Here is a 10,656-nt window from a genome sequence, read left to right as displayed (position 1 = left end):
GGCAACGAAAAACTTTGTGAATTTCAGCACGTTGTTTAGTTGCGATGCGAGCATGGGAACATTAATGCAACGCTAGTGCAATTTCTCAAACAAATGGAGCCTCTGCACAACAAATTGTACGAATATACACAAATTCTTGCCTCCTATCTTCGTTTGGGACTTCTTTGAATCAATATTTGTGTATATATGTACAAATGTACGAATAACTTGCTCTTCCCTCATCTGAATTGTGTATTTTCGTACAATTATTGTACCGTTTGTGTAAGTTTCCAAGGGCGCACACTGGCACCAGCACTTCAGCACCAGCACTCCCTCTCCAATCATTTTAGAAATCCTCTATCGAAGGCTTTCAGCGATGGGCGACCTCCAGCTTTGCAAAGCAAAGCCGCTTCGGAAGCATAAGGTAGGATTTATCGCCAAATCGAATTTCGGTTTTCGAATGCTCGAAAACTTATACTATTGATATAAAAAACAGCCGTTCCGATTAAAACGTCGGTACGGCTGGCTTTTTTATTTCTTTGATGGAAGTATCCGGTCATACAAGTAGTCCACGATATGCATGGCCTCCATGCGGAAAGGCGGCTTGTGCTTTTCGATCCCATGCTTCATCTGGAGCAGGCAGCCCGGATTGCTTGTCAGCATATAGCTCGCTCCAGTCTGGCAAGCATGCTCCATCTTATGCTCCAGGAGCTGGCCAGCCATCTCCGGCTGAGTCACGTTGTAGATGCCTGCAGAGCCGCAGCAGCGGTCGGCTTCCTTCATCTCTACGTAGGAAACGCCTTCCACGCTTCGCATGAGCTGGCGCGGCGCGGAAGATCCTTTCATCACGTTGCGTAGATGGCAGGAATCCTGGTAGGTAACCGTGCCTTGCCCGCCTTCCGCAGCAAGTTCGGCGAACGCGGGGATTCTCCCCTTTTCCACCACAAGCTGGCTCACATCCTTGACTCGTTTTGCGAACCATTGCGCAGCTTCCCGCACATCGCTGTCGACATCCTCGCCTAGCAGATGATCATATTCCACCAGAAGCGCGCCGCAGCCTCCCGCATTGGAGGCGATATAGTCCACGCCGGCCTCTTTGAATACGCGCACGTTCGTCCTTGCAAGCTCGCGAGCGCCGTCCATCTCTCCGCTATGCGCATGCAAGGCGCCGCAGCATCCCTGCGTCTCCGGGATGACGACGTCGAAGCCCGCCTCCGACAACAGCTTTACCGTATTGACGTTCGTCCCAGCGAACATGACATCCATAATGCAGCCCCGGAACAACGCTACGCGGGCAATCGCTTCTCCCTTGGCGGGGTAGAAGGTCCCAAGCCGCTCCACCACGCCCTTCGAGGATGCATCCGGCAGAATCGCCTCCATCTCCTGGAGATGCTTGGGGAACATCTTCATCAGGCCCGTACCTCGAGCAAACTTCCGAAGACCCGACTTCTGATAAAAGCTCATAGCTCCTCCCAGCAGCTTAAGCTTGCCGCGATTCGGGAATACACCGTTAAACATGACTCGGCGAAGTCCGCGCACCGGCAAACCATGCTCCGCGTGATCCTCGATCGCGTCGCGCGCCTGCTCGATCAGCTGTCCGTATTTGACGTCCGCGGGGCAAGCAGGCTCGCAAGCCCGGCAGCCCAGGCAATGGTTCATCTGATCCTGGAACACCTGGTCGGGATCCATTACCCCATCGGCGACCGCTTTCATCAGGGCGATACGGCCGCGCGGCGATTCCGGCTCCAGTCCCGTCTCGCGGAACGTCGGGCATGCCGGCAAGCAGAACCCGCAGCGCATGCAATTGGTGAGCTGGTCGTAATCGAGCTTGTTCAGCAGCGTTTGCGCCAGCGGATTGGCATGCCGAATATCCGGTTTCTTCATCACGGTTTCGTTAGCCATGCTGCAGCACCACCCTTTTTCTCGTTTCCTTCGCGAATAGCTTGCCAGGATTCAGCAGGCCCTGTGGATCAAAGGCCGCCTTGATGCCCTTCATCACCTCGATGCCGGGCGCTCCTACCTTCCATTCCAGATATGGCGCCTTTACGAGTCCCACGCCATGTTCGCCTGTAATGGTGCCTCCCAGTTCGATCGCCGCTTCGAAAATTTCCGCAAAAGCCGCTTCGACCCGGTGCACCTCCTCCGTGTCTCTCGCGTCAGTCGTCGCAGTAGGATGCAGATTGCCGTCTCCCGCATGGCCGAAGGTAGCGATCGTCACGTTATGCTTGCGGGCGATCTCGTTAATGCGCAGCACCATATCCGCGATCCGGGAGCGCGGCACTGTCGCGTCCTCGAGAATCGTCGTCGGACGAAGCCTCGCGAGCGCCGTGAAGGCGCTGCGTCGAGCCGTCAGCAGCTTCTCCGCTTCCTCCCGGCTTTCGGCCACCTCCACGCGATCCGCCGCTTCCAAGGCGCAAATCTCGCGAATGCGCGCAATATCCCTCTCTACCGATGCAGCATCGCCATCCTGCTCGATAAGCAGAATCGCTTCCATATCGCGGGGAAGACCGAGGCCCGCAAAGTCGTCGACCACGCGAATCGTCGGATTATCCATAAATTCCAGCGTAGCCGGTATGATACGATTTTCGATAATGCGCGATACCGTCCGGGCGGCTCCGTACAGATCGCGGTACATGGCCAGCATCGTCTTTTTGGTCTGAGGCGGCGGGATCAGCTTGAGGGTGGCCTCCGTTATAATGGCGAGGGTCCCCTCAGATCCGACAAGCAGCTTCGTCAGATCATAGCCGGCAACGTCCTTCATCAGCTTGCCGCCGGTCCGTATAATGTCGCCGCTGGCCAGTACCGCTTCCAGTCCGATGACGTAATCCTTTGTCGTGCCGTACTTCAATCCCCGCAAACCGCCTGAGCATTCCGCGATATTGCCGCCGATCGTGCTGATCCGCATGCTGCTGGGATCGGGCGGATAAAACAGTCCGAGCGACTCCACATGCGCGATCAGCTCGGCCGTAATAAGTCCGGGCTGTACCGTTACGGTCAAGTTCTCGGTATCCGTCTCGATAATCCGGTTCATCCGATGCATGACCATCACGATGCCGCCCTCCACCGGCACGGTCCCTCCGCACAGGTTGGAGCCGGAGCCGCGGCTTACTAGCGGAACGCCGTGTTTGGACAGCAGCTTCATAATTGCGGATACCTGCGCCGTAGATTCAGGATAGATGACGCCCTGCGGCAGGCTTTGCAGCATGGGGGTTCCGTCATACGAGTGGGCGACCAGCGCCTCGGGATCATTGCGATAGTGGCGTTCGCCGACAATGGCGCGCAGTCCTTCAATCAGTTCGGCATTCATAAAATGCTACCTCCGTTTTCCAATCCGTAATATAGATCAGGTCATCTGATGACTTTTCAATCATTATAGCTTATGCTTATATTAAAATACAGACCTAATTTCAAAAAGCTATTACGACGGCTTGCCAATAGATGACGGAGGTAGCGCATTATGAAAATCGAAACAGAGAAGGGACACGAAATTGTCAGCCGTATCCTCTTGACAAAAATTCGCGAGGGAGAATGGAAGCCGGGCGATAAACTGCCGTCCGTGGTTGAACTGTCCTCTTCGTTCGGCGTCGGCCGGTCGACCGTTCGCGAAGCGCTTAGCGCCCTTAAAGCGATGGGCTGGCTCGACATTCGCCATGGGGGCGGCACCTTCGTAAAGAAGGAGCTTCCCAGCGAGCGCAAGGACGGCGCCGATCCCTTTAAGGATGCCGCCTCCATGATGGAACTGCTGGAGGTGCGCAAGGTGCTGGAGACCGGCACGGCGACACTTGCCGCCCGCAATCGCAAGGATGAAGACCTCGCCGCATTGCAAGCCGTCCTCGGCACGATGCGCGAAGCGCTGGAGAGAGACGATACCGCGGCGGGAGAACAAGCCGATGTCGCTTTCCATGCCGCCATTGCTGCCGCTTCGCATAATTCGCTGCTGTCCGGCTTAATGGATTCTCTGGCGGAAAGGCTTGGCCGCACGATCGGACAGACGCGGGAGCTTTGGTTTTACCAGGAGACGTCGACCGCGGTCCGCTTGCTGGAGGAACATGAAGGGATCTACGAAGCGATCGCCGCCGGAAATGCCGAAGAAGCGTCCCGATTAATCGGGACGCATCTAACAAAGGTCGAGAACGTATTGCGAGAGCGGCTGTAGCCGCACGCGGCACGATTAGTGCAATCGGTCTCTTAAGAACTGTCCCGTGTGGGAAGCTTCGATTGCGGCAACCTGTTCGGGGGTTCCTTGCGCCATGACGCTGCCCCCCGCCGCTCCGCCTTCCGGGCCGATGTCGATGACGTAATCGCATTGCCAGACAACGTCGATATTATGCTCGACGACAATAACCGTATTGCCCGCGTCCACCAGCTTGTTAAGCAGCACCATCAGCCTGCGGACATCGCCAGGATGCAGGCCGGTCGTCGGCTCGTCAAGCAGATAGACCGCATGCTTGCCCGTCCCCTTGCCCAGATGCTTCGCCAGCTTGATGCGCTGCCCTTCTCCCCCAGACAGGGTGCTGAGCGACTGCCCCCACTTCAAGTAACCAAGACCTACCTCGCAGAGCAGCTTAAGCGTATCGCCGATCTTGGCAAGATCGCCAATCACGGCCAGACTTTCTTCGATAGAAAGATCCAGCAGATCGGATATACTGTATCCTTCGTGTGTGACGGCCAGCACCTCGTCCTGGAATCTCCGTCCCTTGCATGCCGTGCATCGCACCTCGATCTCCGGCAGGAAATGCATATGGATCGGCACGACGCCAAGTCCCTGACATCCCTCGCAGCGGCCGCCCGCCGTATTAAAGGAAAAATGTTTCGCCGTCAGTTTCCTTCTCTTTGCCTCGGGAAAGCTTGCGTACCAATTGCGCAGATGCGTATAAACCTCGGTGTACGTCGCGATATTGGAGCGCTGCATGCGGGACAGAGGCGATTGATCCACTTTGATGAGCGAGCCCGCATGCTCCCAGCCTGTTATGGCCTTGCACCCTGACGGCGCAGGTTTGTCCGGACCGGATTCCGCCAGCAGATCGAACACTAGCGTCGACTTCCCGGAGCCGGATACGCCCGTTACCGCTACCAGGCACCCCAGCGGAAAAGAAGCCGTGACATGCTTTAAATTCCGAAGCGTCGCTTCCCTAACCGTCAAAAATTGCCCCGTCCCTTCGCGGCGATTCGAAAGCACCCCCTCCTTCTCCAGTTCCTCCCTGAAATACGCGCCCGTTACCGACTTCGGCTGTTCCATGAGTTCCTCGAGCGTGCCTTGTCCGACAACGTTGCCGCCGAATGCGCCCGCTCCCGGACCGATGTCGATAATGTGGTCGGCTGCCCGCATCACTTCTTCGTCGTGCTCGATCACAAGCACCGTATTGCCAAGGTCGCGCAGCTGCTTCATGACCGCGATAAGTCCTCCCGTATCCTTGGGATGCAATCCCGCCGTCGGCTCGTCGAGAATATACAGAACGCCGGTCAGACCCGAGCCAATGATGGAAGCCAACCTCAGCCGCTGCGCTTCTCCTCCGGACAACGTCACAATCTGGCGGTCGAGCGTCATATATCCGAGCCCTGCTTCAATAATCCGCCGGATTCTCACGATCATGTCATGGATCAGACTTCCGACGAGCTTCTCTTCGTCGTCGGAGAGACCGTCCCTCATCTCCTCCAGCCAGGCGAGCGTCTTGCCCAGCGCACCGTAGGATGCTTCATGGATGGCCAGTCCGTTCACTTTTACAAGCAGACTCTCCTTCTTGAGCTTCGCGCCTTGGCAGCTATCGCAAATCCGCTGCTCGAACAGCGCCGCTTCGCCGGATTCGCCGCCTTTCTCTTTAAACCGGCGCCATATGCCCGTGACGACGCCTTCGTATTTGCCTTGACTCACCGTCTTCGGCGCCTTCTTGTCGGGAAAGCGGGAAGCGAATGCTTCGCTTTCGACCCCATAATACAAAAGATCAAGCGCGGCGGAATCGTATAGCGCAAGGCGCTGATTCTCGTCGAATGCAATGCCGTAATGCTTCGCCGCTGCCTTAAGCGTGGCGATATTGTAATCGGCCCAGGCATCGAACCAGATGGAAACCGCCCCTTCCCGCAAGCTTTTGTTGCTATCGAACACCGCCTCCATGTTAAGCGTCGATACATGTCCGAGTCCGTCGCAGCTCTCGCAGGCTCCTTCCGGCTTATTGAAGGAGAAATGGGACATCGTCAGCCTGTCCAGCGAATGACCGCAGGCGCCACAGCTCACGGCATCGTCTCCTCCGTTGTCGTCTTCCCATAGCCCCGCTGGCGATTCCGCTTGTCCAATGACGCTGGCGACGTTCTCGCCGCAATTCGGGCAGGGTCGTTGCCCCAGCTTCGCATATACGATTCTCATGAGGGTGTAGATATCGGAAGCCGTCCCGATCGTAGAACGCGGGTTGCGATTGGTCTGATGCTGCCCGACGCTGATGGATGGCGAGAGGCCCTCAATCCCCTCGACCTTTGGTTTGCCCACGTTATCGGACACCAGCCCCATCGACTCCATATATTGCCGTTGGCATTCGCGCTGGAGCGTATCCATGGCGAGCGTCGATTTGCCCGAGCCGGAAGGTCCGGTTACGACGATCAACTTATGCTTCGGGATGGACAACGAAACATTTTTCAGATTGTTTTCACGCGCGCCTTTAATCTTAATCATACCGCTCATTCTTTTGCCTCCCAGTCCGATTTTGATCCAACCCCATCATTCTACAACATTCATGCAAGTCCGAAGCTTTGAGCGTATAATGGATGAAATAACGCCGTTTATTGACCATCAATCCGTCAAAATACTTTAAGGTATTAAATGAAGGTTCAACGACGGCGAATAGAAAGGGTGAGCTTGATGGGACAAATCAGGATCTGGAAGCCGCTGCAAATCGCCAAAAGTCTCCAAATTAGCACAAGCGCGCTGAGGCACTACGAGAGCTGGGGGATCGTGCCTCCGCCCGAACGGTCGCCGAGCGGATATCGGCTCTATACGGACGAACATTACGCCTACTTCGCTTGCATTCGCGCCATGTATCCCGGCTACGGCATGGATACGGTAAGGCAAGCGATGTCGCTTATCATCCAGAAACGTATGCACGAGTCGATGTGGCTGATCAACAAATGCCAGGCAGCGCTTCACGAGGACAAAGTAATTGCCGAGAGAACGATTGAACTGTTGGAGAAGGAAGACTTGTCCGAGGTCGACCGGAGAGGCGGGCGCGGCAAAATGACGATCAGCGAAGCGTCGGAGCTTACAGGCGTGCCCAGCACCGCAATTCGCCATTGGGAGAAGGAAGGATTATTGGAGATTCCTCGCAGCGAGGATAACGGATATCGCTGCATGACTGGCATGCATGTCCGGCAAATCTCCATTATTCGAACGCTCCGTGCGGCTAATCACCCGCTGGACGTCATTCGCGAGGTCATGGTCCAGCTTAACCATAATCATATCGGAAATGCGCTTCGAATCGCCCGCGAGGCAAGCGATTATTTAGATCACCGACTTCGGAATCAAGTCAAGGGGGCACACTATTTTTATCGATTATGCCTGGCAACGGGGTTAATGGATGAGGGCTAGCGACAAAGCGATATAGACACTCAAAAATTATTTTCGCGGACAGAAAGAGGACAATAATATACCTTTTGTATCATTTTCTGCTATAATAAATGGCAACGACATGGGTCTCGCGGACTAAGGAGGAGCCAATGCAGATGGCAAGATACGGAAAGAGAATCGCGGAGCTCCGCAAAAAGAGGGGAATGAACCAGGAGACGCTGGCCGGGCTGTTGGGCATTACGAGAGCGTCCCTGTCCCATTACGAGACGGATCGCAGGGAGCCGGACTTCGAGATTTTGACGAAGATGGCCAATTTGTTCCGAGTGTCATTTGACGATCTTATGGGCCGTACGCAGCATGTGGCAACCGACCCCGCACATCATATAACGGAATTTTTAAACCGCGTCGAGTTGGCCGACGATCAAATTGAAAGCCGTTACGAGCTGACCATAGATGGTCGCAAGCTAACGCCGGACGAGACGCAGCGTTTCATTGCTTTCATTCGTTCTGAGCGAGCTGCACATTCGGATCGGACAGGCTACTAGCGGGTTCCTTGCCGACTTCGATCAGATGCGCGATGGACTCCCAGCTGATGCCAAGCCGGTCGAGGATATCGCAAACATCGAGCACGACTGCGCGACTTTTGCTTTCTACCATATCATAACCCTCTTTCCGCCCAACATTGGTATGTACCCGAGTTCATTATACTAACGTCGGGCGGATTCGTAAACGGACATCATTTGTCATCCGATGAGAAGTTTTGTCGAATACCCCCGGATTGAGCCTCAACTTGACATTTAATCGCAAATTTTCTCCATCTCCTCATAAGCAACTCCTTAGCCACCCCTTCTATTCGATCGTAATGTTAATATGGTGCCCTAGGCGGGAGCTACTGTGAAAAAACCGATTCAGTGTACATTATTGGAATACTCTTGCAGCCCGCCATTACCCCATATATAACTATAGTTGAAGAGACAGATCAAAGGGGGTATGAGATCGCGATGACCAGGACGATCTACGTGGCGACGGATGGCAGCGACCGGGACGGAAACGGTACTGTGAAAGAGCCGTTCGGAAGTTTGGACCGCGCCGTGCAAGAAATACGAAACCTTACCGCAGCCGGACTGCTCAAACCTGTTACCGTTTATATTCGGGGCGGTTGTTATGAACGGTCAGAACCGTTATCGCTTGACGAAAGAGATTCCGGCACTCCGGAGTGTCCCGTCACTTACCGCGCTTATCCAGGAGAAGAGGTCGTCATTACGGGCGGCAAAGCCGTTACGGGGTGGGAGCGGATGGAAGACGGGATTTGGCGAGCGTCCTATGATCTCGGCTACGTCCCTTCAACTTTGTATGCCGATGGTCGTCGCGTCCTTCAAGCACGCCTGCCGTCTGTTGGCTATTATGAGACGGATACTCCAACCACCCCCCTACACGATCATAGACTAGGCATCACGTTAAAAGAAGGCGAAGCTCCGGAGCTCCCCGCGGGCGATTGCCGCTTGTCCGTCTTTGTATGGCCCGGGGAAGGAGAATGGAATTGGTTCTCGGAGACGAGAACAGCCGTTCATTACGACGCAGCCAACCGATACCTCTCCTTCGGCAGTCCCGCTTCCTGGCCGATCGGCGAAGGTTCGAGATTTTATATTCAGGGCTCGCTTGCATTTTTGAGGGCACCGGGCCAATTCTGCATCGACGAATCCCAGGGATACGTGTATTATTGGCCGGCGGACAGCAGCGCGGATCCCAATGAACAGACGATCATTGCGCCGGCAATAAAGCGAATATTGCAAATACAGGGCTCCAGTCCCGAACTTCCCGTCTCGGGGATCACCTTCTCCGATCTGACGTTTTCATGTACGGATTTTTTCCCGGAATACCGCATGATGGAGAATAACGTAGAGCGGGATAAGCATCGCGAAGGACTCATCTATATGAGAAACGCGGCGAATATACGGATCGAACGCTGCAGGCTGCTGCAATCGGGAAGCTGCGGCATCTATCTCGACAGGGATGCAGCCGGCATCAGAATGGACGGCAACATCATTGCAAGCTTTGGGCATATCGGCATCAGCCTTAGCGGATATGCGCCGGGCGAAGGTGTGTTTTCCGGCCCCGCTGCTGCCGACCGGAACGGCCATCATGCCATTACGAACAATTACATCGAGCATGGCGGCGAGCTTGTCGGCCATGGCTGCGGCATCTTGCTCTACCAAAGCGGACATAACTTGATCGCGCATAATCGCATCTCCCATATGCCGAGATACGGGATTTCCATGAAAGGGCTGAGGTACGGCGAGATGCCCGCCGAAATATACGGCTTGACGGTAACCTGGGAAAATCACTGGGATTTCCTCCACACGCGGGATAACCTCATTGCGGGCAACGATATCTCAAGCGTGATGGAAGACAGCCAGGACGGAGGCATGATCGAGGCTTGGGGCGTCGGACGGGGCAATATCATTACGAACAATGACCTTCATGACAGCGGCATTCATTTCTCTTTTGGATTCGGCATCTATCTCGACGATGCGGCAGACGACTTTACCGTCTGCAATAACGTCATTCGAGGTTTATACAGCACAGGTAAAGGGAAACTGTGGATGCTGATCTTCTCCAAGGGGATCGGCAATCGCATCTTCAACAACCTGCTTGTCGATAATCCCATGGCGATCTCGGGCATCGGCTCGCAGGAAATGGCCGGAGAGCAAAATAAAGATATCGAAATCGCTTCCAATATCGTTTATAATTCGGGAAACCTTTATTATTTTGTCAATTACACCGACGAACGGTTCGCTTCCGCCGACCGAAATCTGTATTGGCGGAACGGAGAGCCTTGCCGAATTGCCGGAGAGCTTCCTCTTGCGCCAAAAGGTCCCGACGAACTGGGACGGAACGTTTACGAATGGTCGCAATGGCGCACTCTCAGGGAGGGCAGCTACGATGCCGCTTCTCTATGCTGCGATCCCCTGTTCGTCGACCGAGCCGCCGGCGATTATCGGCTACAAGCAGAATCTCCGGCCTATTCGCTTGGCTGGCAGGACATTGCGCTCGGCGAATTCGGTCCCAGGCAGTCGTATCCCGTGTGATGTAACGACCTACTCATCCTATGCTCGGGGGGCTTG

General features: G+C 55.0%; 8 protein-coding genes. 4 read left to right on the top strand and 4 right to left on the bottom strand.

Annotation, left to right across the window (positions count from 1 at the left end):
- Positions 1-510: 510 nt before the first annotated feature.
- Together B1748_RS22685 and B1748_RS22680 are read right to left on the bottom strand one after the other, a co-directional pair.
- A complete protein-coding gene (locus B1748_RS22685) occupies positions 511-1,881 on the bottom strand; it encodes a (Fe-S)-binding protein (RefSeq protein WP_087570230.1) in 1,371 nt (456 codons plus the stop codon).
- Positions 1,874-3,286 (bottom strand): FAD-binding oxidoreductase, encoded by a 1,413-nt coding sequence (locus B1748_RS22680; protein WP_087570229.1) that lies wholly within the window; start codon positions 3,284-3,286, stop codon positions 1,874-1,876. Before B1748_RS22680 ends, B1748_RS22685 begins: the two co-directional genes overlap by 8 nt.
- Before the next feature lie 150 nt (positions 3,287-3,436).
- Between B1748_RS22680 and B1748_RS22675 the strand changes: the two genes are divergently transcribed.
- Positions 3,437-4,135 carry a FadR/GntR family transcriptional regulator gene (locus tag B1748_RS22675; RefSeq protein WP_087570228.1) on the top strand — a complete coding sequence of 233 codons (699 nt, stop codon included), beginning with the start codon at positions 3,437-3,439 and terminating at the stop codon, positions 4,133-4,135.
- A 15-nt stretch (positions 4,136-4,150) separates the two neighbouring features.
- Here the strand turns inward: B1748_RS22675 and uvrA are convergent, their stop codons facing one another.
- Positions 4,151-6,652 carry an excinuclease ABC subunit UvrA gene (uvrA, locus tag B1748_RS22670; protein WP_087570227.1) on the bottom strand — a complete coding sequence of 834 codons (2,502 nt, stop codon included), beginning with the start codon at positions 6,650-6,652 and terminating at the stop codon, positions 4,151-4,153.
- A 177-nt stretch (positions 6,653-6,829) separates the two neighbouring features.
- Between uvrA and B1748_RS22665 the strand changes: the two genes are divergently transcribed.
- Positions 6,830-7,552, top strand: a complete 723-nt coding sequence (locus tag B1748_RS22665) for a MerR family transcriptional regulator (RefSeq protein WP_087570226.1) — start codon at positions 6,830-6,832, stop codon at positions 7,550-7,552.
- A gap of 134 nt (positions 7,553-7,686) precedes the next feature.
- Complete coding sequence (locus B1748_RS22660; RefSeq protein ID WP_087570225.1) at positions 7,687-8,076, top strand: helix-turn-helix domain-containing protein; 390 nt, start codon at positions 7,687-7,689, stop codon at positions 8,074-8,076.
- Here B1748_RS22660 and B1748_RS36980 read toward each other — a convergent pair.
- A complete protein-coding gene (locus tag B1748_RS36980; protein ID WP_179215746.1) occupies positions 8,030-8,188 on the bottom strand; it encodes a hypothetical protein in 159 nt (52 codons plus the stop codon). The two genes, B1748_RS22660 and B1748_RS36980, sit on opposite strands and share 47 nt — an antisense overlap.
- Before the next feature lie 344 nt (positions 8,189-8,532).
- Here B1748_RS36980 and B1748_RS22655 point away from each other — a divergent pair, with 344 nt between their 5' ends.
- Positions 8,533-10,620 carry a right-handed parallel beta-helix repeat-containing protein gene (locus B1748_RS22655; protein WP_087570224.1) on the top strand — a complete coding sequence of 696 codons (2,088 nt, stop codon included), beginning with the start codon at positions 8,533-8,535 and terminating at the stop codon, positions 10,618-10,620.
- Positions 10,621-10,656 lie beyond the last annotated feature (36 nt).

It is taken from the genome of Paenibacillus sp. MY03, assembly GCF_002165585.1.
GTDB classification, from domain to species: domain Bacteria; phylum Bacillota; class Bacilli; order Paenibacillales; family Paenibacillaceae; genus Pristimantibacillus; species Pristimantibacillus agaridevorans.
The sequence above is the reverse complement of the archived record's forward strand: the minus strand, read 5'-3'. Positions and strand labels throughout refer to the sequence as shown.